Raw genomic sequence first — 23,813 nt, 5'->3', positions numbered from 1 at the left:
GGTCCCGCACCGTTTTCCAGAAGCATCGACGCAGAAGATCCTGACACCGGGGTAATCCGTGAAAAAGCTCTCCGCACGACGACGCCATCCGCTGGCCGCGGTCGTCGTTCTACTCCTCGCGCTGGCATGCACCGGGGGGCTGTACGCCGTGTTCGCACCCGCGGACAAGGCGCAGGCCGATACAACCGCCCAGTCCCTCGCCATCGACGAGGGCAAGAAGCTCTTCGCCGTCGGCTGCGCCAGCTGCCACGGCACCGGCGGTCAGGGCACCTCCGACGGTCCGAGCCTGGTGGGCGTGGGCGCCGCGGCCGTCGACTTCCAGGTGGGCACCGGCCGTATGCCGGCCCAGCAGCCGGGCGCGCAGGTCCCGAAGAAGAAGGTCGTCTACTCGCAGGCCGAGATCGACCAGCTCGCGGCCTTCATCTCCTCGCTGGGTGCCGGTCCGTCCGTTCCGACCGAGCGGCAGTACAGCCCCGATGACGCCGACATCGCCAAGGGCGGTGAGCTGTTCCGCACCAACTGCACGCAGTGCCACAACTTCACCGGTAAGGGCGGCGCGCTGACGCACGGCAAGTTCGCACCAGACCTTGAGGGCGTAGACCCGAAGCACATCTACGAGGCCATGCAGACCGGCCCGCAGAACATGCCTTCCTTCCCCGACACCATCCTGTCGGAGCAGAACAAGAAGGACATCATCGCGTACCTCGACGCGGTCAACAGCGACGACACCGAGAGCCCCGGCGGCCTCGAGCTGGGCGGACTCGGTCCGGTCAGCGAGGGTCTGTTCTCGTGGGTCTTCGGACTCGGCGCGCTGATCGCGGTCGCCGTCTGGGTCGCCGCTCGGACCGCAAAGGCCAAGAAGTCATGAGTAGCCAAGACATTCCAGAAGAGAACCTGCCCGCTGAGCAGGACACGCACGGCGCCGTAGGCGTCGCGGACGACAAGGACCCGTTCGCGGATCCCGGCCTGCCGCCCCATGAGCACCGGGTGCAGGACATCGACGAGCGGGCCGCCAAGCGGTCCGAGCGCACGGTGGCCATGCTGTTCACGGTGTCGATGCTGGCCACCGTCGGCTTCATCGCCGCGTATGTGACGATCCCCGCCGACAAGTCGGTCTACATCTTCCCGCTGGGCCACATCAGCGGGCTGAACTTCGCGCTGGGCATGACGCTCGGCATCGCCCTCTTCGCCATCGGCGCCGGCGCGGTCCACTGGGCCCGCACGCTGATGTCGGACGAGGAGATGGTCGACGAGCGCCACGCGATCGAGGCGGAGCCCGAGGTCAAGGCCAAGGTCATGGCCGACTTCAAGCAGGGCGCCAAGGAGTCCGCGCTGGGTCGCCGCAAGCTGATCCGCAACACGATGTTCGGCGCGCTGGCCCTGGTCCCGCTCTCCGGCGTCGTCCTGCTGCGCGACCTCGGCCCGCTGCCCGAGACCAAGCTCCGCCACACCAGCTGGCGCCGGGGCAAGCTGCTCGTCAACATGAACACCGACGAGCCGCTGCGTCCCTCCGACGTCGTCGTCGGCTCGCTCACCTTCGCCAAGCCCGAGGGCCTGGAGGAGCACGACCACGACTTCCAGGTCAACATCGCCAAGGACGCATTGATGATCGTCCGGATCCAGCCGGGCGACATCAAGGACAAGCGCGAGCTGGAGTGGTCCCACGAGGGCATCGTGGCGTACTCGAAGATCTGCACCCACGTCGGTTGCCCGATCTCCCTGTACGAGCAGCAGACGCACCACGTGCTCTGCCCCTGCCACCAGTCCACCTTCGACCTCTCCGACGGTGCCCGAGTGATCTTCGGTCCCGCCGGTCACGCCCTGCCGCAGCTGCGCATCGGCGTGAACGACGAGGGCTACCTCGAGGCGCTCGGCGACTTCGAAGAGCCCGTCGGTCCTGCATTCTGGGAGCGCGGATGAGTACTGCGACCAACAAAGAGTCCCGCGACCGCGGGAAGGCACCGGGCGGCGAGCGCGTAGCCGACTGGGCCGACGGCCGGCTGGGGATCTACTCCCTCGCCAAGACCAACATGCGCAAGATCTTCCCCGACCACTGGTCGTTCATGCTGGGTGAGATCTGCCTCTACAGCTTCATCATCATCATCCTCACGGGTGTGTATCTGACGCTGTTCTTCCACCCGTCGATGAACGAGGTGGAGTACCACGGCAGTTACGTCCCGCTGCAGGGCCAGCTGATGTCGGAGGCGTTCAGCTCCACGCTGCACATCTCCTTCGACGTCCGCGGCGGTCTGCTCATCCGGCAGATCCACCACTGGGCGGCGCTGGTCTTCCTGGCCGGCATGTTCGTGCACATGATGCGTGTGTTCTTCACGGGCGCGTTCCGCAAGCCGCGTGAGATCAACTGGCTGTTCGGCTTCCTGCTGTTCGTCCTGGGCATGTTCACCGGCTTCACCGGCTACTCGCTCCCGGACGACCTGCTCTCCGGCACCGGTGTCCGCTTCATGGAGGGCGCGATCCTGTCCGTGCCGATCGTCGGCACGTATCTGTCGTTCTTCCTCTTCGGCGGGGAGTTCCCGGGCGGCGACTTCGTGGCCCGCTTCTACTCGATCCACATCCTGCTGCTGCCGGGCATCATGCTCGGCCTGGTGGTCGGCCATCTGATCCTGGTCTTCTACCACAAGCACACGCAGTTCGCGGGTCCCGGCCGCACCAACAAGAACGTCGTCGGCATGCCGCTGCTGCCGGTCTACATGGCCAAGGCCGGAGGCTTCTTCTTCCTGGTCTTCGGTGTCATCGCGGCCGTCTCGGCGATCGCCACGATCAACCCGATCTGGGCCCTGGGCCCCTACCGTCCGGACCAGGTGTCCACCGGCGCCCAGCCCGACTGGTACATGGGCTTCTCCGAGGGCCTGATCCGTGTCATGCCGGGCTGGGAGATCGACTTCTGGGGTCACACGCTCGTCCTGGGCGTCTTCATCCCGCTGATGATCTTCCCGCTCGTGCTGGTCGCGATCGCGGTCTACCCGTTCATCGAGTCCTGGGTCACCGGCGACAAGCGCGAGCACCACATCCTGGACCGCCCGCGCAACGCGCCGACCCGTACGGCCTTCGGTGTCGCGTGGATCACCTGGTACATGGTGCTGCTGATCGGTGGTGGAAACGACCTCTGGGCCACCCACTTCCACCTGTCGATCAACGCCATCACCTGGTTCGTCCGGATCGGGTTCTTCGTCGCCCCGGTCATCGCGTTCGTCATCACCAAGCGGATCTGCCTCGGCCTCCAGCGCCGGGACAGGGAGAAGGTGCTGCACGGCCGCGAGTCGGGCATCATCAAGCGCCTGCCGCACGGTGAGTTCATCGAGGTGCACGAGCCGCTCAGCCAGGACGCGCTGTACACCCTCACCGCGCACGAGCAGTACGAGCCGGCCCAGATCGGCCCGACGGTCGACGAGAACGGTGTCGAGCGCAAGGTGAAGGGCTCCGAGAAGCTGCGCGCCAAGCTCAGCAAGGCGTACTACGGCGAAGAGGCCCAGATCCCCAAGCCGTCCGTCGAGGAGTACAAGGAGATCACGAGCGGCCACGGCCACCACTGACGCTGCGCTGACAGTGCCGGGCTGTGTCGGTTGTCGTCTGCGGCGCCGTTGTAGCTGGTCGCGCAGTTCCCCGCGCCCCTTCGGGGCGCGGCCGAACGCCACGGCTGAAGGGCCCCCGTCCGGTCTTCGGACGGGGGCCCTTCGCCGTGCCCTGAGCTGGATAGGGTGGGGTCCACCACAGTTCTGTTTCTACGACGACCAGGAGCGGCCTTATGAGCGCTGTGACCCCCGCTGGAGGCGACATCGCGGCGGGCCGTTCCTGGCCCGAGGTGCTGAACGGTCTGCTGGAGGGCCGTGACCAGAGCGCCGACGACACGGCCTGGGCGATGGACCGGATCATGCGCGGCGAGGCGACAGACGCGCAGATCGCCGGGTTCGCGGTGGCGCTGCGCGCCAAGGGCGAGACCGTGGAGGAGATCGCCGGGCTCGTCCGGACGATGTACGAGCACGCGAATGTGATCGAGGTGCCGGGGCACACGGTCGACATCGTCGGCACGGGCGGTGACGGCGCGAAGACCGTGAACATCTCCACCATGTCCTCGATCGTCGTCGCCGGCACCGGCGCGAAGGTCGTCAAGCACGGCAACCGGGCCGCGTCGTCGGCGTCCGGGGCCTCGGACGTCCTGGAGAAGCTGGGCGTCAATCTGGAGCTGACGCCGCAGCGGGTCGCCGAGGTCGCAGAGGAGGCCGGGATCACCTTCTGCTTCGCGGTGAAGTTCCATCCGGCGCTGCGTCATGTGGCGGCGGCGCGCGGCCAGTTGGGCATCCGGACGACGTTCAACTTCCTCGGCCCGCTGACCAACCCGGCAAAGGTGAGGGCGCAAGCCGTCGGGGTCGCGGACCTCCGCATGGCGCCGATCGTGGCCGGCGTCTTCGCCGAGCGCGGCAACTCGTCCCTGGTGTTCCGCGGTGACGACGGCCTGGACGAGCTGACCACCACGGCCACCTCCCGGGTGTGGATCGTCCGCGACGGCAAGGTCACCGAGGAGTCCTTCGACCCGCGGGACGTCGGCCTGGAACTGGTGCCGGTTCAGGCCCTCCGCGGCGCCAACGCGTCCTTCAACGCCGAGGTCGCCCGGCGCCTGCTGGACGGCGAGACGGGCCCGGTGCGGGAGGCCGTACTGCTGAACTCGGCGGCGGCCCTGGTGGCGCTGGAGCCGACCGGTGCCTCGCTCGCCGAGCAGATCCGTGCCGGGATGGAGAAGGCGGCGGAGTCGATCGACTCCGGGGCCGCGAAGCTGACGCTGGAGCGCTGGGTGGCCGCGAGCAACAAGTAACGCGAAACGCGAGGAGACGTCCCGCAATCCGGACACGGGTTGCGGGACGTCGATCATTTGACGTACTTTCCTGACCAGGTCATGAGTGACAGTCATGAGGCCCCGGCCGACTGTCCGGCAACCCTCCGTCCGTGGCGGGGTGCCCCGGGTGAAGACCAGGCCGTAGGCAGCGAGGTCTGCGGCAAGCGCGGGCCCCTCTCGAAACCAGGGGTCCTGGTCGTTCGAGGGAGTCTTCCGTGAGCAAGCGAATGCGATAGGGCCGCAGAGCCCCGCCTCCGCACACCCTTTTCTCTTTCTCGTACGCCGCATGCGTGCGCCTCTCACGGGAGTTCACCCATGTCCGTCTCCACCGCTGCCGCCGCCCAGTCCGTTTGCGCCCCGCTGCCCGTTCTCGGCCGGGATGTCACCGTCCCCCTCGTCACCGGCGGCGAGGTCACCTACGCCGCGCTCGACTACGCGGCCAGCGCCCCCGCCCTCCAGCGCGTCTGGGACGACGTGGCGGCGTACGCGCCGTACTACGGCAGCGTGCACCGCGGCGCCGGCTACCTCTCCCAGCTGTCGACCGACCTCTTCGAGAACGCCCGCGCCACGGTTGCCGAGTTCCTCGACTGCCGCGCCGACGACCAGCTGGTCTTCACCCGCTCCACCACCGACTCCCTCAACCTGCTCGCCGCCGCGCTCCCCGCCGACTGCCAGGTCTTCGTCTTCGAGACCGAGCACCACGCCTCCCTGCTGCCCTGGCAGGACGCCCACGTCACCTACCTCAACGCGCCCCGCACCCCGCGCCAGGCCGTCGAGACCCTGGAGCGCGCCCTCGCCGACCGTGACCAGCACGGCCCGGCCCTGGTCTGTGTCACCGGCGCCTCGAACGTCACCGGCGAGCTGTGGCCCGTACGAGAGCTGGCCGCAGCCGCGCACGCGCACGGCGCCCGGATCGTCCTGGACGCCGCCCAGCTGGCCCCGCACCACCCGGTCTCCGTGCAGGACCTCGACGTCGACTGGGTCGCGTTCTCCGGACACAAGCTGTACGCCCCCTTCGGCTCCGGCGTCCTGGCCGGCCGTGCCGACTGGCTGCGTGCGGCCGAGCCGTATCTCGCGGGCGGCGGCGCCAGCCGGAAGGTCGCCCGGCGCACGGACGGGGGAGTGGACGTGGAGTGGCACGACACGGCCGCCCGGCATGAGGCGGGTTCCCCGAACGTCATCGGCGCCTACTCCATCGCCTCCGCCTGCAAGGCCCTGACGGAGGCGGGCTTCGACACCCTGGTCGCCCGTGAGCAGCACCTGATCGCGCAGGTCAGGGAAGGCCTCGCCGAGGTCCCGGAAGTGCGCGTCCTCTCCCTCTTCGGCGACGACGCCCCCCGCGTCGGCGTCATCTCCTTCGTCGTCGACGGCTGGAACAGCTCGCACTTCGCCGCCGCCCTCTCCGCCGAGTACGGCATCGGCGTCCGCGACGGCCTGTTCTGCGCCCACCCGCTGGTCCGCACCCTGCTCGGCAGCGATCCGCAGACCCAGGGCGAGTGCGGCGCTCCCGAGGCCGCGCCCGGCGAGAAGTCCCTCAACGCCATCCGCGTGAGCTTCGGCGCGGGCACGCCGGACGAGCATGTCGAACGTTTTGTGAAGGCCGTGAAGGAACTCGTCCAGGACGGTGCGAAGTGGCGCTACCGCACCGAGGACGGGCGCTGCGTCCCGGCTGTCTGACCCTTTGACGCGGACACCGCGTATACGCTCCTTTCTGCGGCCGTACGGAGAAACAGGGGGAGCACGGGGTGCAGGTGCTGCGCGAGACGGATCCTCGGCGGATCGGCCCGTACGAGGTACTGGGCAGACTCGGCTCCGGCGGCATGGGGGAGGTGTACCTCGCCCAAGCGCCGGGCGGGCTGCGGCTGGCCGTCAAGGTGGTGCGGGCCGAGCACGCGGAGGACCGCACCTTCCGCGCCCGGTTCCGGCACGAGGTGCGGGCCGCGCAGACCGTCGGCGGGGCCGGCACGTACACCGCGCGCGTCGTGGACGCCGACACCGAGGCCGAACGGCCTTGGATGGCAACGGAGTTCGTGGACGGACCGAATCTGCGGGACGCGGTGCTGGACGGCGGGCCGATGCCCGAGGAGGCGGTCCGGCTGCTGGCGGCCGCCCTGGGCGAGGCGCTCGCCGCGATCCATGCCAAGGGGCTGATCCACCGGGACCTCAAGCCGTCCAACATCCTGCTGGCGCCGGACGGTCCCCGGGTCATCGACTTCGGGATCGTACGGGCGCTGGAGGCGACGGCGCTGACGAAGACCGGGGTGGTCGTCGGGTCGGTCGGCTATGTCTCGCCGGAGCAGATCCGCAACGGCGCCCGGGTCGGACCGGCCAGCGACGTCTTCTCGCTGGGCGCGGTCCTCGCCTACGCGTCCGGTGGGCGGGAGCCGTTCGGCGAGGGTCAGGATTCGGTCGTCCTGCTGCGGATCCTGACCGGGGACGTCGATCTGTCCGCCGTACCGAAGGCGGCGCTGCCCCTGGTGGAGTCGTGTCTGCGGGACGACCCCGACGCGCGGCCGACGCCCGTGGACCTGGTGGCGGCCGTGGGGCACGGCGCACGCTCCCTGCGGGAGGGACTGCGGGCGGGCTGGTACACCGGCGAGGCCCCGGAAGAGCCCGAGCCAGGTGGTGAGCGCTGGATTCCGGAACGTGCCTCGGGGGAGCGGGAGAGCCGGGTCGAGTATGTGGCCCCGGTGACGGTCACGGACGTACCCACGGTCACGCCGCCCGAGCCGCCCTCCCGGCGCCGGCTGCTGCGGGCCGTGGCGGGCGGTGCCGGGATCGTGGCGGCCGGGGGCGTCGGCGGGTGGCTGTGGCTGCGGGACGCCGATGACGGCAAGGGGCAGGCGGGGAGCGGGCCCAGCGCCTCCGCTTCGGGAGCGTCACGAGTGGGCTGGCAGTACAAGGTGCAGGGGCTCGGCGGGAGGCGCGGGCCCTGCGCCGCACTGTCGCCCGACGGCAAGCGGGTGTACGTCGGCGGCATGGACGGCTCGCTGCACGCCGTGGGCCTGAACGGCCTGAACGTCTGGCACACCGACCTGGGCGGCGAGGTCATGTCCCCGCTCGCCACCGCGGGCGGCGTGTACTGCCTGCTGTACGACGGGCAGGAAGGCGCGAAGAAGCTGTGCGCGCTCGGGCACGGCGGCAAGGTGCGCTGGACCAAGCCGCTCGCCATGGGCAACAGCCAGTTCCCGGTGGCCGTGCGCGGGCTGGTCCTGGTGTCGTACGGCGGCTCGTCGGAGGCGGGCGGAGTGCGGGCGTACCGCCCCGACGGCAGCGTGCGCTGGGACACGGCCACGAAGGCGGCGCCGACCAGCGAGCCCATGGTGGCGGACGGGGTCGTGTACGTCGGTACCTTCGCGGACGAGGTGCAGGCCCTGGACGCGGCGAGCGGGCAGCGGCTCTGGTCGGCGCCCGCCGGGTCCGACACCGGGCGGCCCGCCCGGGTCGGCGACACGCTGGTGGTGGGATCGGGCGGCGAGCGGATGCTGCACGGCATCAGCCGGACCGGCAAGGCGCTGTGGCACTCGGACAACGACGACCTCGGCGGTGGCCGCTACGTCAGCTGCGTGCCCTTCGGCGGTCTCGCCGTCACCGCGAACGACTTCGAACTCGTCGCCCTGGATCCCGCCGACGGATCGACCGCGTGGACCTTCCTGCTCCCCGGCAACGGGAATCAGTACAGCGAACCCACGGTCGCGGGCGACACCGTCTATGTGCGCCAGGGCTCGATGCTCTACGGCGTCAACCGCCGCGGCAAGCGGACCTGGGAGAAGCGCGTGGAGGGCGGAGCGTCCTTCGGCACCCAGAGCCCGGTCGTCCAGCAGGGCCGGATCTACGTCGCAACCGCCGACGGCATCACGGCCCTCGCCCTGGGCACCAAGAAGTCGTAGCGCCCCGAAGGGGCGCGGGGCTGTATCAGTATGCGGCTCCGCCGCATGGGCGCGACCAGCCACGACGGCGCCGCAGTGGACCGACGGCACAACGCGGCCCCACCAGCGGAGCGCTTAGTTGTCGAGCCCGATCGCGAACGCCGCCTCCAGGTCGTGCTGGGAGTAGGTCCGGAACGCCACGTGCGTGTCGGTGCCCTCCACGCCAGGAATCTTGCTGATGCGCCCCGGAATGACGTCCGCCAGATCCTCGTGCTCCTTCACCCGGACCATGGCGATCAGGTCATAGGTGCCGGTCACAGAGAACACCTCACTGACGGAGTCCAACGCCGCGATCGACTCCGCGATCTCGGGGATCCGGTCCACGCTGGTCTTGATGAGCACGATCGCGGTGATCACGGCTGTTTCTCTCCCTCGGGGGCGTGCGTCGCTGCGGTGCGCCTCACTCTAGTCGCCCGGCCGAATCGGGCCCACGCGTAACAGAGACCCAGGCCGAAGCCCGTCAGATGGGCCAGGTAGGCCACGCTCGGACCCTGGGAGTCGCGGGCCGCCGCCAGCCACTGCAGCGCCGCCCAGAAGGGCAGCACGACCCAGGCCGGGAAGCGCAGCGGGAGGAAGAAGAGAAACGGGAGGAGACTGGTCACCCGGGCTCCGGGGAACAGGTACAGGAACGCACCGAGGACCGCCGAGATCGCCCCGGACGCACCGACCAGGGACTGCTCGGAGTCGGCGTTGGCAGCCGCGTAGGCCAGTAGGGCCAGATAGCCGCAGCCGACGTAGAAGAGGGTGAACTGCATGCGGCCCATCCGTTCCTCGGTCATCGCTCCGAAGACGTAGAGGAAGAGCATGTTGCCCAGCAGATGCACCCAGCTGCCGTGTACGAACAGGGCCGTGGCCGGAGTGAGGGCCGCCCGCGGGGAGCCCTCGAACAGTTCTGCGGGGACCACCCCCCAGCGGTGGAAGTAGTCCCGCTGGGCGGCGAGCAGCACGTCGCCGGAGCCGTACGCCGGATTGAGCCCCGCCGCCGGGCCGGCCAGGAAGAGCAGACAGCAGGCGGCGATCAGGGTGTACGTCATCGGGGCCGACGGGATCCGGATGGCCTTGGCCGCCGATGTGCTCCAGTTGCCGATCATGACCCCAGAGCATGGCGTAACGGGACGCAGCCGCACAGACCGCCTCGCCGCCGGACCGGCCCGGTGGACGGACGGGCGTCGAGTACGCGCCAGGCCGTAGGGTTACGAGCCACACGCATCAGGGAAGCTGGCGTGACACGGACACTAGAAGGAAAGCGAACAGTCACGATGACGGTTCCCCTGCCGACCGCCTCCACGCGGTGGCGCTGCACCCTCTGCGGCAATCTCACGCGCTTCGACGTGACCCGCTCGTCGAAGGTCGTCGAGTACGTCCACCTTGATCTTGCCGGGGAGCCGAAGGTGGAGGAGCGCGAAGTGGTCAGTGAGACGATCGAATCGGTGCGCTGCCGCTGGTGCAACGCGGTGGACCAGGTGGAACTCGTGGACAGGCCGGGCGCCGGCTCCTGACGGGAGAGCGGCCCCCGCACAGCTAATGGGGTGTGACGGATGGTGGAGAGCGCAGGCGGGGGGCCGGGCGACGGCGCCGCTGAGGTGCTCGACCGTCCGCTGCCCGACGGAGTGCGCCGCCGGGTCGTGCAGATCGTCTCGGACGGATTCGGCGGGCTGACCGTCGCCGAACTGCCCGCGCAGCTGCGACAGTACGCCCGCTTCGCCCCCAATCGCCGGGCCAAGTTCGCCGGCAACGCGATGGCGACCGCCCTGGAGACCGATCCGCTGTTCCGGCAGCGCATCGGCGAGAAGTTCAGAGAGACGCAGCCGGAGCTGTCCGGCGCCCTCGACTCAGGCTCGCCGCCACCGGCCGCGGACCCGCTCGACGTGGCGGCCGCGGCCTATGTACTGCGCCCCACCGGCTGGGTGAAGCTCGTGACCGCGGCCGGCGAGGAGGCCCAGCGCGCCGACGCCGAGCGGGCCGACGAGGAGAACCGCGCCGAACTGGAGCGGCTCCGTACCGAACTCGACCGGGCCCGTGAGCACACCCGGGCCGAGACCGAGCGGCTGCGCACCGAGCTGGACTCGGCGAAGAAGGAAGCCGATTCCCTGCACCGCAAGCTGCGCGCCGCCCTCAGTGACGTCAAGCGGGGCGAGGCGGCGCTGCGCAAGGTGCACGGCGAGATGGAGGCCGTACGCGCGGAGACGCATGCGCAGGTGTCCGCCGCGGAGAGCGAGAGCCGCCGGCTCAAGGCGCGGCTCGGGGAGGCGGAGGCCACCCTGGAGGCCACCCGCCGGGCGGCCAGGGAGGGCCGCAGCGTCGAGGACATGCGGGTACGGCTGCTGCTGGACACCGTGCTCGACGCGGCCCAAGGGCTGCGGCGGGAGTTGGCGTTGCCGCCCGTGTCAGTGCGCCCGGCCGAGACCGTGGATGCGGTCGAACCGGGACGAATGACGCCGAAAGACATCGCGGCACGGGCGTTGTCCGAAAACGACCCCGCGATCCTCGACCAGCTGCTGGCACTGCCGCAGGCGCATCTGGTCGTCGACGGCTACAACGTCACCAAGACCGGCTATCCCCAAATGCCCCTGGAGAAGCAGCGGTTGAGGCTGCTCGGGCAGCTCTCGCAGCTCGCCGCGCAGACCGGCGCCGAGGTGACCTGTGTCTTCGACGGGGCCGAGCTGGCGGCGCCGGTGTTGCTCGCGCCGCCGCGCGGGGTGCGGGTGCTGTTCTCCAAACCGGGCGTCACCGCGGACGAGTTGATCCGCCAGCTGGTGCGCGCGGAGCCGCCGGGGCGTCCGGTCATCGTCGCCTCGACCGACCGCGAGGTGGCCGACGGGGTCGCGAAGGCGGGCGCCCGACCCGTGGCGTCTGCGGTGCTTCTCAAGCGACTGTCCTGAAGGTCAACGTACAGACTCAATGCCCGAATTGGCTGATCTGTCACGCAACGTAGTGTCAATCGCGCATCACTGCATGTGACTTGCGGGTAAAGAATGCGGTCCGTAACCGGGATTTTTCGCCTCAGGATTTGAACTGATCACAGCTGGGTCACTAGGGTCTGGCTTCGAACCTCCGAGCGGGTGATCACTCTCAAGAAGGAGTTCGCCTCCGTGGCGTCCCATCGTCGACCCAAGCAGGCCAGTCGCACGCGTGTGACCGTGCTGACCACCGCGGCCGCTGCCGCCGTAGCCCTGAGCTCGCAGGCCGCCAACGCCGCGCCGAGCGAGAAGCCGAGCAAGGACGAGGTCAAGGCCAAGGTCGACAAGCTCTACGAAGAGGCGGAGCAGGCCACCGAGAAGTACAACGGGGCCAAGGAGAAGCAGGAGACGCTCCAGAAGGAGATCTCCACCATCCAGGACAACGTGGCCCGCGGTCAGGAAGACCTCAACGAGCTGCGTGACTCCATGGGTCTGGCGGCCGCCGCCCAGTACCGCACCGGCTCCATAGACTCCTCCCTCCAGCTCTTCCTGTCGTCGAACCCGGACGACTACCTGGACAAGGCGTCCACCGCCGACCAGCTCAGCGCCCAGCAGGTCGAGCAGCTGAAGAAGATCCAGGACAAGCAGCGCGAACTCGCCCAGGACCGCGCCGAGGCGTCCGACAAGCTCAAGGACCTCGCCGCCACCCGCACGGAGTTGGGCAGCAAGAAGAAGGAAGTCCAGGGCAAGCTCGCCGAGGCGCAGAAGCTGCTCAACTCCCTGACGGCCGCCGAGAAGGCCGCCCTCGCCGCCGCGGACGCCCGCGCCAGCCGCTCCGCCACCGAGCGGGTCGACCTCGGCAACACCGCCCCCGCCTCCGGCCGGGCCATGGCCGCCTTCCAGGCCGCCCAGTCCAAGATCGGCTCGCCCTACGTCTACGGCGCCTCCGGTCCGTCCTCCTTCGACTGCTCCGGCCTGACCTCCTGGGCCTTCGCCCAGGCCGGCGTCTCCATACCCCGGACCTCGCAGGCCCAGGCGAACGCCGGCACGCGCATCTACTCGCAGAGCGACCTCAAGGTCGGCGACCTGGTCATCTTCTACGGCGACCTGCACCACGTCGCCTTCTACGCGGGCAACGGCCAGGTGCTGCACGCCCCCCGCACCGGCTCGGTCGTGCGCTACGAGTCGATCAACAACATGCCGTTCCAGTTCGGCGTCCGGATCTGAGCCCTCTTCCGGCCGATCAAGATCAGGACACCGTGCCGCCCGTTCGGGCGAATCACCACCACCGCGCCTGACCCCGCGCCCCGCCCATGACCTGCGTCTGAGGCGGGGCGTCACTTTGTGTGCCCGCGAAGGTCTTTGGCCGTCACCCCACCACGGGGCTACTGTCTGCCGCGCTTCCCCCTGCCGGGGAAGGTCCTTGTCCGCCAGCGGAAGGAATGCGGCTTCCTGTGGGGTCTCATCGTCGCCTTGCACCGACCGGATTCGACCGTGGCGCCAGTGCCGCGGTCTGTGTGCTGTCCGCCGCCGTCGCGGCCCTGGGCGTGATTCCGGCGGAAGCCACGCCGTACGACGACACCCGTGCCGAGGTGGACCGCCTCTACGGGGAGGCCGAGAAGGCCACCGAGGCCTACAACAAGGCCGACGAGCGAGCCGACAAGCTGCGCAGGCAGGTCACCGGTGCCCAGGACCGGATCGCCCGGCAGCAGGAGAGCATCAACACCATGCGGGAGGCGCTCGGTTCGCTGGCCGGCGCGCAGTACCGCTCCGGCGGCATCGATCCCTCCCTCGCCCTGCTGTTCTCCGACGACCCGGAGGACTACCTCGACAAGGCGTCCGTCCTCGACCGGATCACCGCTCACCAGGCGGGCGAGCTGAAGGACCTCCAGGACGCGATGCGCGCCCTCGGCCGGGAGCGCGCGGAGGCGACCCGGAAACTCGCCGAGCTGGAGAAGAGCCGCAAGGCCGTCGCCGCGCACAAGAAGACCGTCGAACGCAAGCTGGCCAAGGCACGGCAACTGCTCAACTCGCTGCCGGACGCCGAGCGCGCCGCCTACGACCGCGCCTCCCGCTCCGGCCGCCACGACCTGCCCGACCTCGGCGGCGCCGTCCCGCCCTCGGGCCGCGCGGCAGCCGCCGTCGCCGCCGCCATGTCCGCGGTGGGCAGGCCGTACGTCTGGGGCGCCAACGGCCCCACCGGTTTCGACTGCTCGGGCCTGATGCAGTGGTCGTACGCGCAGGCCGGAGTCGCCCTGCCGCGCACCTCGCAGGCCCAGGCCGGATCGGGCACGCGGGTCCCGCTGTCCGAGGCCCAGCCCGGCGACCTGGTCACCTACCACGACGCGTCCCACATCGGGATGTACATGGGCAACGGCCAGGTGATCCACGCGCCGTACCCCGGCGCACCCGTGCGCTACGACCCGGTCGGGATGATGCCCGTCAACTCGGTCACCCGGGTCTGACAGGAGTCGTCCACCGGGGCCTGACCCGTACTCGACAGCCCCCGTACGATCGGAGTCGTGGCTAAGCAACCCCGGGGAAGTGCAGGCACGCACCGAACGACGCGGGAACGCACCTCCACTTCCCCGGGGCCGCTTCGAGGGAGGGCGTCAGGACGCGGAGTGGTGGCGCTCTGTCTGCTGCTCGTCGCCCTGGTGTCGTGCGGGGGCGGACCGGCGGCCGAGAGCGTCGAGGACGAGGTGCAGCGGGTCCTCGACATCCGGGCGACGGCGATACTCGGCCGGGACCAGGCGGCCTTCCTGCGTACGGGGGCGCCGGGCTGGTTCGCCAATCTGCGGGAAGTGCCCCTCTCCGATTGGTCGTACCGGGTCACGAGCGTGCAGGACTCGGGCGGCACGGCGACCGCCGAGGCCGAGCTGCGCTACCGCGTCGACGGTTACGACAAGGCGCCCATCACCGTCGGCCGCACGCTCACCCTCAGCCTGGACCACGAGGGGGAGTGGTACGTCGACGCGGAGCGGCCGGAGAAGAAGTCCGCCGAGCAGCTGTGGGACCAGGGCGCGGTGAGCGTCGTCCAGGGTGAGCGGAGCCTGGTGATGGGGGTCGGGCAGTCGCGGGAGCGGCTGAGCGAGTTCGCGGGGCTCGCGGACCGGGCGGTGCCCGCGGTGTCGGAGGCGTGGGGCACGGACTGGTCCCGGCACGTCGTCGTGCTCGTACCGAACTCCCTGGAGGGCATGGCGCGGCTGCTGGGCTCGCCCGCCTCCTCGTACCGGGGGATCGCCGCGGTCACCACCGGCGAGACCGGCGCCCCGGCGACGGCGCCCGCGGACCGGGTGATCGTCAACCCCGACGCGTACAGCGTCCTCGGCGACACCGGCAAGCAGGTCGTGCTCACCCACGAGACCACCCATGTCGCCACCCGCACCCACACCAGCCCCGCGACTCCGCTCTGGCTGTCCGAGGGGTACGCCGACTGGGTCGGCTACCGGGGTTCCGGGCGTACACCGGCCGAGGCCGCGCCCGAGCTGGAGCGCGCGGTGACCGCGGGGGAGGCGCCGGACGCGCTGCCCGAGGACGCGGACTTCGGCTTCTCCGGCGACGCGGCCCGGCTCGCGCGCGCCTACGAGAGCGGCTGGATCGCCTGCCGGCTGATCGCGGACCGCTGGGGCGAGGTGCGGCTCGGCGAGTTCTATCGCGCCGTCGGCGCCCACCCGGAGCGGGCGGGCGCCGTCGAGGACGCGATGAAGAAGGTGCTCGGGACGACGCCGGCGGAGTTCACCGAGCAGTGGCGGGAGTATCTGCGGGCCCAGTTCGGCTGACGCCGGGCTCGACCGGGTCGCCGTCGGCAAGCTCGTCCCGCACGGGTTCAGCCGGTGTGAAGGACACGGAAGCGACCGGGTTCCGCCGGATCCCGGTCGACGACTTGGATCGGCGTCGAAGCCCATTGCCAGACGCTGATGCCCGGCGTGCGGGAGAACTGGATCTTCCCGCGGGTGCCGTCGACTGCGACGCTCGGCCAGGATGCGGCGGTGCGTGCCCGGTCGGTGCCGTGAGAACGCAGCACATCGGCGAGGACGGCGATCGTGTCGTAGCCCTCGAAGGCGACGAACGAGGGCGCTTCGGCCAGCCGCTCGCGCAGGGCCGTCTCGACCCGTGCACCGAGTGGGGTGAGGCGCTCGGGCAGGTAGCGCAGGAACGGGACCGCGGCGCCGTCGTCGCCCAGCAGCGCCGCCCACTCGGCGAACTCCGGCTGCCCGGCCGGAGCACCGATCAGTATCCCGGCGAGGCGCTGGTCGCCACGGACGGACTGGACGATCGAAACGGCCGGTTCCGGGTGGCCGACCAGAAGGAGGAGAGCTGTCGCGCGGTGGCCGACGAGTTCGTCGCACACGGCCGTGGGGGTGAGCGCGCTCATGTCGAGTTCGACGAGGGTGCCGCCGCGTGAAGCGAGGTGGTCCCGCAGAACGCGGGTCCCAGCAGCCCAGTAGAGACTCGGCTGGGCTGCCACGGCGATGCGGCTGTGGCCCGCGCCGAGGAGGAAGTCCGCGTACAGCTGCCAGCCACGGGACTGCGGCGGGGAGAGACGCGCGACCCATTGTGTCGGCTGCTGGATGAGCGCGTCGAGAACCGCCGACGAGCAGAGGAACGGCAGACCGAGGGCGTCGGCCCGGGCGGCAGCGGCGCGGGCGACGACGCTGTGATACTCGCCCGCCACCGCGGCCACGCCCAGGCGGGCCAGTTCATCCACGGCTGCCGCGGCCCGCTGCGGATCGGCCGCGGTGTCCCGGACCACCAGCTCCAGCGGTCTTCCGTCGATCCCGCCGGCCTCATTGACTTCGGACACGGCCAGTTCGAGTCCGGCGAGCAGGTGCCGGCCCGCCTCGGCCCAGCCGGGCCGGGTCAGCGGAACGAGCGCGCCGATCCGGACGGATGCCCCGTCGGTCCGTGGCGTATTCATGCGTGGGCGTCTCCCCTGTGATGATGCGGTTGCGGTCCTCCGGTCAGCTCGACGTGCCGGCGAACATGCCGGGCTCGTACGAGCCCCCCGGATTGTGCACGATCACGTTCATCCGGGTGGCCGCATTGATCAAGGAGACCAGGCAGACCAGCGCACCGACCTGGTCGTCGTCGTAGTGCCTGCGCACCTCGGCCCAGGTCTCGTCGGACACGCCGTGATCGCCGAGCCGGGTGCCCTCCTCGGCGAGCGCCAGCGCGGCCCGCTCGGCCTCGGTGAACACGGTGCTGTGCCGCCAGGCGGCGACCAGGTGGAGCCGGAGCGCGGTTTCCCCGGGTGCTGCCGTGCCCGCCGGGAGCGAACGGGCAGGAGGCGGAGATGAACGACCGCATGGACAGCGTGACCCAGGCATTCGTCACCCACCGCAACCTGCTGTTCACCGTCGCCTACGAGATGCTTGGCTCGGCCGCCGACGCCGAGGACGTCCTGCGGGAGACCTGGTTGCGGTGGGCGGGCGTCGATCAGGGCGCTGCTGGTGCTGGAGACCCTCGCGCCGACCTGGGGGCACCTCCCACGCCCTTGAGGCAGTGGGGGAGGGCGGTGTTCGTGCTGCGCGAGGTGTTCGACCTCGGATACGACGAGATCGCCGAGGCCGTCGCCAAGAGCCCGGCCGCGCGGGGTCGCCTCCGCCGCCGAGCGCTCCGCTGGAAGTGCCGCGAGGTGTTGTCGGTCCGCTGCGGCGCCGTCGCGGCTGGTCGCGCAGTTCCCCGCGCCCCTTCGGGGCGCTGCCGACTTCGCCCGACCCGCTTAGACATCCTCGCGCCGACGTCGTCCTGCTGATCGACGACGGCCTCATCACCGGGCTCTACGCCGTGCGCAACCCCGAGAAGCTGTCGCATCTGGAGCGGGAGACCACCTTGCGCCGCTGAGCGCAGGCCCTGTCTGCTGCTCCTCGGTCAGGAGGGGACCGAGGTCTCCTTGGTGCGGGTGGCCTGAGCGGGCAGGGGCAGCGCTTCGGCACCCGACACGGACGACCGCCACAGCTCCCGGGCCGCGATGACGGTGGCGAGCACCAGCAGGCCGTTGCGGACGAACAGCAGGGTCACGCCGAGGGAGTCGCTCGCCACGACATGCGCGAAGAAGACCGGGAACTCCAGCACCGTCACGAAGGACGCCGCCAGGACCAGCCCCGCGGGCACCCGCATCGGACTGGCGCGGAAGCAGAGACAGACGGCTGCCAGGCCGACCAGCCACACCATGTACTGGGGGCTGATCACCCGGCTCGTCGTCGTGAACATCAGCACCGCCACGAACGCGGCGTCGGCGAGGGTGTGCGTCACGAACCGCCCGGCCAGCAGCCGCCACAGCAGCAGCCAGCCGAAGGCGAGCCCGGTCAGGGCCAGGGCGGCGGTGCTCACGACGCTCACATACGGCCCGAGGAATTCGACCGAGCCGTAGTTGAGCAGCACCTCCCCGCTCCAGCCGAACTGCCGGGCCACATGGAACACCAGGGAGCCCAGCGACTCGACCTCGGTGCCGCGGTCCCGCTGGAAGGTCAGGAAGGCGAAGGCGCCGGGCATCGCGGCGGCGAAGAGCGCGGCCAGCGCCAGGACCGTCACCCCGGCCGCCGCCCAGGCCCGCCGCCTCACCGCGCCGACCAGCAGCAGCACCGGCCACACCTTGAGCATCGCGCCGAACCCCACCAGCGCGCCCATCGCCCGCGGATGCCGGGCCCCGGCGAGCAGCGCGGCCACCGCCACGGCCGTGACCATCACGTCGTACCGCGCGTACACGGTCGGTCCGAGCAGCGGGACGCCCGCCCCCCACACCCAGGCGCCCCGCAGCGACCGGCCGGGGCGCAGTCCCGCGTACAGCAGCAGGCTGAGGACGGCCAGGTCGGCGAGGAAGGCGAGGACGAAGAAGGCGCTGGCGTAGTCCAGGAAGAACAGCAGCGCGGGGGAGAGGATCGCGAGGGCCGCGGCGGGCGGGTACTGCCAGGTGACGTCGCCGAACGGGAAGGTGCCGGTGCGCAGCACCTCGAACCAGCCCTGGTAGATGACCGACACATCGCTGGTGACGTCCGGTCCCGGGAAGACGAACACCTTGAACACGTACAACAACAGCACCAGCCGGGTCAGGCCCCAGGTACCGAGCAGCCATACCAGCGACCGCCTCGCGCCCGCACTGTCCACCTGAGCCCCTGTTCTCGTACATGTCCGGTCCTGGCAGGGCCATGATCCCCTACCCGGCTGTGCGCGAGCCATGAAGCACCGCCACTCGGAGGCGCCCGGTAGGGTCGGCCCCGATGGACAAGACCCTGATCGTCACGAACGACTTCCCGCCCCGGCCCGGCGGCATCCAGGCGTTCCTGCACAACATGGCGCTACGGCTCGACCCGGAGCGGCTCGTCGTCTACGCGTCCACCTGGAAGCGCAGCCGCGAGGGCATCGAGGCCACCGCCGCCTTCGACGCCGAGCAGCCCTTCACCGTCGTACGCGATCGTACGACGATGCTCCTGCCGACGCCGCAGGTCACCCGGCGTGCGGCCGGGCTGCTGCGGGGGCACGGGTGCACGTCGGTGTGGTTCGGGGCGGCGGCACCGCTCGGCCTGATGGCACCGGCGCTGCGGGCGGCCGGCGCCGAACGGCTGGTGGCGACCACGCACGGCCACGAGGCCGGGTGGGCCCAGCTGCCCGCCGCGCGTCAGCTGCTTCGCCGGATCGGCGAGTCCACCGACACGATCACCTACCTCGGCGAGTACACGCGCTCAAGGATCGCTTCCGCACTGACACGGGACGCCGCCTCCCGGATGGTGCAGCTGCCGCCCGGCGTCGACGAGAAGACCTTCCACCCCGAGTCGGGAGGCGACGCGATCCGCGCCCGCCTCGGCCTGACCGACCGCCCGGTGATCGTCTGCGTCTCCCGCCTGGTCCCGCGCAAGGGCCAGGACACGCTGATCCTCGCCATGCCCAGAATCCTGGCCAAGGAGCCGGAGGCCGTACTGCTCATCGTCGGCGGCGGCCCGTACGAGAACGAACTGCGCAAGCTGGCCGCCGAGACCCGCGTCACCGACTCCGTACGCTTCACCGGCTCCGTCCCCTGGTCCGAACTGCCCGCCCACTACGGCGCCGGCGACGTCTTCGCCATGCCCTGCCGGACCCGACGCCGCGGCCTCGATGTCGAGGGCCTCGGCATCGTCTACCTGGAGGCTTCCGCAACCGGCCTCCCAGTGGTCGCCGGCGACTCGGGCGGCGCACCGGACGCGGTACTGGACGGCGAAACGGGCTGGGTAGTCCGCGGAGGCTCCGTCGAGGAGTCCGCCGACCGCATCACCGCACTCCTGGGCGACGCCGAGCTGCGCCGCAGGATGGGCGAACGGGGCAGGGAATGGGTCGAGGAGAAGTGGCGCTGGGACCTACTGGCGGAGAAGCTGAAGACGCTGCTGTAGTACAACGCCCTAAGGGGCGCGGGGAACTGCGCGACAAGCCACAACGAACCCGCACCCGCCCACAACGAATAAGCCGCACCCCACTAGGCGGAACCCAAAAATCCGCACATGCTGCGCACATGACAGTAAAACTGACGCAGCATCAGCTGACAAGACGTCAAATTCTCGGAATGGCGGCACTACAGACCGCAGCCGCCCTGGGTTTCACCCGCATCGGCCTCCAATCCGCCCGATCCGCCGAGCCCGACGCAGTCGAATCCGCACCGGCGATAGTCATCGGCTCGGGCTACGGCGGCGCCGTCGCCGCCCTCCGCCTCGGCCAGGCCGGCATCCGCACCCTCGTCCTGGAGATGGGCAGGCTGTGGAACACCACCGGCTCCGACGGCAAGGTCTTCTGCTCCACCAGCGCCCCCGACCAGCGGTCCATGTGGTTCCGCACCCGCACCGAGGCACCACTGTCGACGTTCCTCTGGCTGGACGTCGTCAACAAGGACATCAGCCCCTACCCGGGAGTCCTGGACCGCGTCCGATACGACGCCATGTCCGTGTACGTCGGCCGGGGCGTGGGCGGCGGCTCGCTGGTCAACGGCGGCATGGCGGTCACCCCGCTCCGGTCGTACTTCGCCGAGCAGTTCCCGACCGTCGACACCGCCGAGATGTACGGCACGTACTTCCCGCGCGCCCGTTCCATGCTCGGCGTCAACACCGTCGATCCGGCCTGGTTCGAGTCGACCGAGTGGTACCGGTTCACCCGGATCTCCCGCAAGCACGCCCAGAACACGGGCCTGAAGACCACCTTCGTGCCGAACGTCTACGACTTCGGCCACATGCGGCGCGAGGCGGCCGGCACGGCGACCAGGTCTGCGCTCGCGGGCGAGGTCATCTACGGCAACAACCACGGCAAGCGCAGCCTCGACAAGACCTACCTCGCCTCGGCCCTCGGCACCGGCAACGTCACCATCCACACGCTGGAGAGGGTGAGGGGGATACGGCGGGACACCGACGGCTCGTACCTGCTCACCGCCGACCGGATCGACGACACCGGCACTGTCGTCGGGACCAAGGAGTACGGCTGCACGTACCTCTTCCTCGGCGGCGGCAGCCTCGGCACCACCGAACTCCTCGTCCGCGCACGGGAGTCGGGCACCCTGCCCGCGCTGAACGCGACCGTCGGCACCGGCTGGGGGACCAACGGCAATGTGATGCTCGGCCGGGCCAACCACCTGTGGGACACGGTCGGCGCCCACCAGTCGACCATGCCGGTCATGGGCATCGACGACTGGGCCAATGCCTCGAACCCCGTCTTCGCCGAGATCGCTCCGCTGCCGACGGGACTGGAGCACTGGGTCAGTCTCTATCTGGCGATCACCAAGAACCCCGAGCGCGCGTCGTTCTCGTACTCGAACGGCTCGGTGAAGCTCGGCTGGACCGCCGGCCAGAGCGCGGTCTCGGTCGGCATGGCCAAGAAGCTCTTCGACCGGATCAACTCGGCGAACGCGACGATCTACCGCTACGACCTGTTCGGCTCCGGCAACAAGGTCTTCGCCGACGACTTCACCTACCACCCGCTGGGCGGCTGCGTGTTGGGGAAGGCGACCGACAACTACGGCCGGGTGAAGGGGTATTCGAAGCTGTACGTCACCGACGGCTCGCTCGTGCCCGGGTCGATCGGGGTGAACCCGTTCGTGACGATCACGGCGCTCGCCGAACGGACGATGGCGCGGGTCCTCGCCGAGGACGCCGCGCCATAAGATCCCAAGTGCCGGTCTACTTCTGGTAGATGGCCTCGATCTCGTCCGCGTAGTCCTTCGCCACCACATTGCGCTTGAGCTTCAGGGACGGCGTCAGGTGGCCCGAATCCTCGGTGAACTGGGAGGACAGAATGCGGAACTTCCGCACCAATTCCGCCTTCGACACCGCGGCGTTGCCGTCGTCGACAGCGCTCTGGATCTCCGCGAGCAGATCCGGGTCCTGACGCAGCGACGCCGCGGTGGAGCCCTCCGGCTTGCCGTGCTCGGCCGCCCAGCGGCCCAGGAACTCCTCGTCGATGGTGATCAGCGCGCCGACGAACGGCCGCGCGTCACCGACCACCATGCATTCCCCGACCAGCGCATGCGCACGGATCCGGTCCTCGATCACGGCCGGGGCGACGTTCTTGCCGCCCGCGGTGACGATGATCTCCTTCTTGCGGCCGGTGATCCGGAGGTAGCCGTCCTCGTCGAGGGTGCCGATGTCCCCGGTGTGGAACCAGCCGTCGGCCAGCGCCTCCTCGGTCGCGCCCGGGTTGTTCCAGTACTCCTTGAACAGGTGCTCCCCGTGCAGCAGCACCTCACCGTCGTCCGCGATCCGCACCACGGAGCCCGGCAGCGGCTGCCCGACCGTGCCGATCTTCTGCCGGTCCCAGGGGTTGAAGGCGGTCGCGGCGCAGGACTCGGTCAGGCCGTAGCCCTCCAGGACCGTGAAGCCGATGCCGCGGAAGAAGTGCCCGAGCCGTTCGCCCAGCGGGGCGCCGCCGGAGATGGCGTACTCGCCCTTGCCGCCCAGCACGGCCCGCAGCTTGCTGTAGACCAGCTTGTCGAAGGTCTTGTGCTTGATCTTCAGGCCGATCGACGGGCCCGACGGGGTGTCCAGCGCCTTGCTGTACGCGATCGCGGTGTCCGCGGCCTTGTCGAAGATCTTGCCCTTGCCGTCCGCCTGGGCCTTGGCGCGTGCGCTGTTGTAGACCTTCTCGAAGACGCGCGGCACGCCCAGGATGAGCGTCGGCCGGAACGCGGCCAGCTCGTCGGTGAGGTTCTTGATGTCGGGAACGTTGCCCAGCTTGATCGGCGCCATCATGGGCGCGACCTGCACGAGCCGTCCGAAGACATGCGCGAGCGGCAGGAACAGCAGCACCGAGCACTCGCCGGTGCGGAACAGCGGACGCAGGCGCTCCACGATGTTCCCGCACTCCGCGAAGAAGCTGCGATGGGTGAGCACACAGCCCTTGGGGCGGCCGGTGGTCCCGGACGTGTAGACGATGGTCGCCGGGTCGTCGGCCTTCGCCAGCGAACTGCGCTCCTCGACCGTCTCGTCGGACACGTCCTGCCCGAGCCGGCCCAGCTCCTCGACCCCGCCGGCCTCGATCTGCCAGACGTGCTTCAGGGCGGGCAGCCGGTCGCGCACCGACTCGACGGCTGCCGCGTGGCTGTCCATCTCCACGACGCAGGCCGTGGCGCCCGAGTCACCGAGGATCCACTGCATCTGCTCCGGCGAGCTGGTCTCGTACACCGGCACGGTGACCGCGCCCGCACACCAGATCGCGAAGTCGAGCAGCGTCCATTCGTAGCGGGTACGGGACATCAGGCCGACCCGGTCACCCGGCAGCACACCGGACGCGATCAGGCCCTTGGCGGCCGCGTGCACCTCCGCCAGGAACGCGGTGGCCGTCACGTCCTGCCACGCACCGCCCACCTTGCGGGCGATCACGGCGACATCGGGATGCTGCGCGGCGTTTCTACGGACGATGTCGGTGAGATTGCCGTCCGCAGGGACTTCGTACAGAGCCGGAAGGCTGAACTCGCGCAAGACTGCTGCTCCTCATAGGGCGCCGGCGCCACGACGTTGTGTGCTGCGACGGTGCGGTCCAAGGCTCGGGCAGGTACTCAATGATTGAAACCCTGAGTACTAGTGGACTGCCCGGACGTTACCCGCCGGTATGGCTTCTTCGACAGGGGGTCCCGGCGAGATGTTCGCTGCGTCACACAGATTGGTGTTCCTTCTTGCACAG

Annotated in this window: 18 protein-coding genes, 3 pseudogenes and 1 riboswitch; of the genes and pseudogenes, 15 read left to right on the top strand and 6 right to left on the bottom strand. The window is 70.1% G+C overall.

The genetic code is table 11. The annotated features are described in order from the left end of the window. The first annotated feature begins 58 nt into the window (after positions 1-58). The 6 genes from QQY66_RS12700 to QQY66_RS12675 all read left to right on the top strand — a co-directional run bounded on the left by QQY66_RS12700 (position 59) and on the right by QQY66_RS12675 (position 8,742). A complete protein-coding gene (locus tag QQY66_RS12700; RefSeq protein WP_301979333.1) occupies positions 59-868 on the top strand; it encodes a c-type cytochrome in 810 nt (269 codons plus the stop codon). Next, positions 865-1,920 (top strand): ubiquinol-cytochrome c reductase iron-sulfur subunit, encoded by a 1,056-nt coding sequence (locus QQY66_RS12695; protein WP_301979332.1) that lies wholly within the window; start codon positions 865-867, stop codon positions 1,918-1,920. Before QQY66_RS12700 ends, QQY66_RS12695 begins: the two co-directional genes overlap by 4 nt. Further along, complete coding sequence (locus QQY66_RS12690) at positions 1,917-3,554, top strand: cytochrome bc complex cytochrome b subunit (RefSeq protein WP_301979330.1); 1,638 nt, start codon at positions 1,917-1,919, stop codon at positions 3,552-3,554. The genes QQY66_RS12695 and QQY66_RS12690 overlap by 4 nt, the downstream gene beginning before the upstream one ends. A 212-nt stretch (positions 3,555-3,766) precedes the next feature. After that, positions 3,767-4,831: an anthranilate phosphoribosyltransferase gene (trpD, locus tag QQY66_RS12685; RefSeq protein WP_301979329.1), complete on the top strand. Its 1,065-nt coding sequence runs from the start codon at positions 3,767-3,769 to the stop codon at positions 4,829-4,831. 77 nt (positions 4,832-4,908) lie between these two features. Further along, positions 4,909-5,025, top strand: a riboswitch (SAM riboswitch). 142 nt (positions 5,026-5,167) lie between these two features. Further along, a complete protein-coding gene (locus QQY66_RS12680) occupies positions 5,168-6,529 on the top strand; it encodes an aminotransferase class V-fold PLP-dependent enzyme (protein ID WP_301979327.1) in 1,362 nt (453 codons plus the stop codon). A gap of 68 nt (positions 6,530-6,597) precedes the next feature. Beyond that, positions 6,598-8,742: a PQQ-binding-like beta-propeller repeat protein gene (locus QQY66_RS12675; RefSeq protein ID WP_301979325.1), complete on the top strand. Its 2,145-nt coding sequence runs from the start codon at positions 6,598-6,600 to the stop codon at positions 8,740-8,742. A 114-nt stretch (positions 8,743-8,856) separates the two neighbouring features. On the opposite strand, the gene QQY66_RS12670 is transcribed toward QQY66_RS12675, so the two are convergent. Together QQY66_RS12670 and QQY66_RS12665 are read right to left on the bottom strand one after the other, a co-directional pair. Next, positions 8,857-9,138 carry an Lrp/AsnC family transcriptional regulator gene (locus tag QQY66_RS12670; RefSeq protein ID WP_210576181.1) on the bottom strand — a complete coding sequence of 94 codons (282 nt, stop codon included), beginning with the start codon at positions 9,136-9,138 and terminating at the stop codon, positions 8,857-8,859. Continuing rightward, entirely contained in the window at positions 9,135-9,872 is a 738-nt protein-coding gene (locus tag QQY66_RS12665; protein WP_301979322.1) for a rhomboid family intramembrane serine protease, read from the bottom strand. The genes QQY66_RS12670 and QQY66_RS12665 overlap by 4 nt, the downstream gene beginning before the upstream one ends. A gap of 168 nt (positions 9,873-10,040) precedes the next feature. Here QQY66_RS12665 and QQY66_RS12660 point away from each other — a divergent pair, with 168 nt between their 5' ends. The 5 genes from QQY66_RS12660 to QQY66_RS12640 all read left to right on the top strand — a co-directional run bounded on the left by QQY66_RS12660 (position 10,041) and on the right by QQY66_RS12640 (position 15,463). Then, entirely contained in the window at positions 10,041-10,280 is a 240-nt protein-coding gene (locus QQY66_RS12660; RefSeq protein WP_037719539.1) for a hypothetical protein, read from the top strand. A gap of 39 nt (positions 10,281-10,319) precedes the next feature. Then, positions 10,320-11,663: an NYN domain-containing protein gene (locus QQY66_RS12655; RefSeq protein ID WP_301979317.1), complete on the top strand. Its 1,344-nt coding sequence runs from the start codon at positions 10,320-10,322 to the stop codon at positions 11,661-11,663. A 210-nt stretch (positions 11,664-11,873) separates the two neighbouring features. Further along, positions 11,874-12,908, top strand: coding sequence for an NlpC/P60 family protein (locus QQY66_RS12650; RefSeq protein ID WP_301987283.1), 1,035 nt, complete (start codon positions 11,874-11,876; stop codon positions 12,906-12,908). A gap of 227 nt (positions 12,909-13,135) precedes the next feature. Continuing rightward, the gene (locus QQY66_RS12645; RefSeq protein ID WP_301979316.1) at positions 13,136-14,146 is read left to right on the top strand and encodes a C40 family peptidase; all 1,011 of its coding nucleotides are present in this window, start codon (positions 13,136-13,138) and stop codon (positions 14,144-14,146) included. Between the two features lie 159 nt (positions 14,147-14,305). Then, positions 14,306-15,463, top strand: coding sequence for a hypothetical protein (locus QQY66_RS12640; RefSeq protein WP_301979315.1), 1,158 nt, complete (start codon positions 14,306-14,308; stop codon positions 15,461-15,463). A gap of 47 nt (positions 15,464-15,510) precedes the next feature. On the opposite strand, the gene QQY66_RS12635 is transcribed toward QQY66_RS12640, so the two are convergent. Both QQY66_RS12635 and QQY66_RS12630 read right to left on the bottom strand, forming a co-directional pair. Continuing rightward, positions 15,511-16,602 carry an ABC transporter substrate-binding protein gene (locus QQY66_RS12635; RefSeq protein WP_301979314.1) on the bottom strand — a complete coding sequence of 364 codons (1,092 nt, stop codon included), beginning with the start codon at positions 16,600-16,602 and terminating at the stop codon, positions 15,511-15,513. A gap of 43 nt (positions 16,603-16,645) precedes the next feature. Beyond that, positions 16,646-16,942, bottom strand: a pseudogene (locus tag QQY66_RS12630) (carboxymuconolactone decarboxylase family protein); the annotation flags it as partial. A 35-nt stretch (positions 16,943-16,977) separates the two neighbouring features. On the opposite strand from QQY66_RS12630, the pseudogene QQY66_RS12625 reads away from it, so the two are divergent. Continuing rightward, positions 16,978-17,298, top strand: a pseudogene (locus QQY66_RS12625) (sigma factor); the annotation flags it as partial. A 128-nt stretch (positions 17,299-17,426) separates the two neighbouring features. Beyond that, positions 17,427-17,528, top strand: a pseudogene (locus QQY66_RS12620) (RNA polymerase subunit sigma-24); the annotation flags it as partial. Between the two features lie 27 nt (positions 17,529-17,555). Here the strand turns inward: QQY66_RS12620 and QQY66_RS12615 are convergent. After that, positions 17,556-18,791: a glycosyltransferase 87 family protein gene (locus QQY66_RS12615; protein ID WP_301979313.1), complete on the bottom strand. Its 1,236-nt coding sequence runs from the start codon at positions 18,789-18,791 to the stop codon at positions 17,556-17,558. Between the two features lie 113 nt (positions 18,792-18,904). On the opposite strand from QQY66_RS12615, the gene QQY66_RS12610 reads away from it, so the two are divergent. Both QQY66_RS12610 and QQY66_RS12605 read left to right on the top strand, forming a co-directional pair. Next, on the top strand, positions 18,905-20,047 hold the full coding sequence (locus tag QQY66_RS12610) for a glycosyltransferase family 4 protein (protein ID WP_301979311.1): 1,143 nt from the start codon (positions 18,905-18,907) through the stop codon (positions 20,045-20,047). A gap of 170 nt (positions 20,048-20,217) precedes the next feature. Continuing rightward, the gene (locus tag QQY66_RS12605; protein WP_301979309.1) at positions 20,218-21,798 is read left to right on the top strand and encodes a GMC oxidoreductase; all 1,581 of its coding nucleotides are present in this window, start codon (positions 20,218-20,220) and stop codon (positions 21,796-21,798) included. A gap of 16 nt (positions 21,799-21,814) precedes the next feature. On the opposite strand, the gene QQY66_RS12600 is transcribed toward QQY66_RS12605, so the two are convergent. Beyond that, a complete protein-coding gene (locus tag QQY66_RS12600) occupies positions 21,815-23,611 on the bottom strand; it encodes a long-chain fatty acid--CoA ligase (RefSeq protein ID WP_301979307.1) in 1,797 nt (598 codons plus the stop codon). Positions 23,612-23,813: the final 202 nt, after the last annotated feature.

The sequence above is a fragment of the Streptomyces sp. DG2A-72 genome, from assembly GCF_030499575.1.
Lineage (GTDB): Bacteria > Actinomycetota > Actinomycetes > Streptomycetales > Streptomycetaceae > Streptomyces.
The sequence above is the reverse complement of the archived record's forward strand: the minus strand, read 5'-3'. Positions and strand labels throughout refer to the sequence as shown.